At 61.6% G+C, this 623-nt stretch carries 1 protein-coding gene; it reads right to left on the bottom strand.

The genetic code is table 11. The annotated features are described in order from the left end of the window. The coding region (locus tag ACURWW_RS17245) for an IS21 family transposase (protein ID WP_458618523.1) at nt 1–568 on the bottom strand (568 nt) is incomplete at its 3' end. Nucleotides 569–623: the final 55 nt, after the last annotated feature.

Below are 623 nucleotides of genomic sequence, written 5' to 3'. Positions count from 1 at the left end.
CCCTGAAGGCGCGTTGTAGCCCGTCCGCCAGGGCACTGAAGCTCTCGCCGCCGTAGACGACCTGGGCGTAGGCCCAGCCACTGGCAACCAGGCGGTAATGGAACAGCCGATGCGGCTGGGGTTCGCCCGCGATGGTTACCGGCTCATGCACCCAGGTGAAGTCGGCAATGCCCAACTCCCCTGGTCGGTGCGTCTGTACAAACATGACCTCCTGCGCCGGCCCGTGTAGTTGTCGCCATTGGCCGATGCGCCGCTCCAGTGTCCGCCGCGCACGAGGATCAAACAGATCGCTATGCTCCTCGCAAAGGTAATCGAAGATGCCGACCGGTGTTAGCCCCGGCTTATCTCGCAGCAGTGGCAGCACGATGCTATCCCACACACCGGCCAGCGGGTCTTCCCGGGTACGCCAGTTGCGGGAGCGCTTGGCCGGCTGGAGCTGTCGACTATCAATGCGCCGGGCAGAGCGCTCGGAGATACCCGCTATGGCGGCAGCGGCAGCCTGTGTCTTTTTTGTTCGATTCTTCATGTATAACCTGACCTGTTGATCTGTGATGTGACTGCCCGACACTGCAAACCCTCCGTTTTGCGGGTGTCGAACCCTATCAGATCAACCGGCCAAGATA

This window comes from Gilvimarinus sp. F26214L (assembly GCF_054401055.1).
Note: the sequence above shows the minus strand (reverse complement) of the source record. Positions and strands in the feature narration are given on the sequence as shown.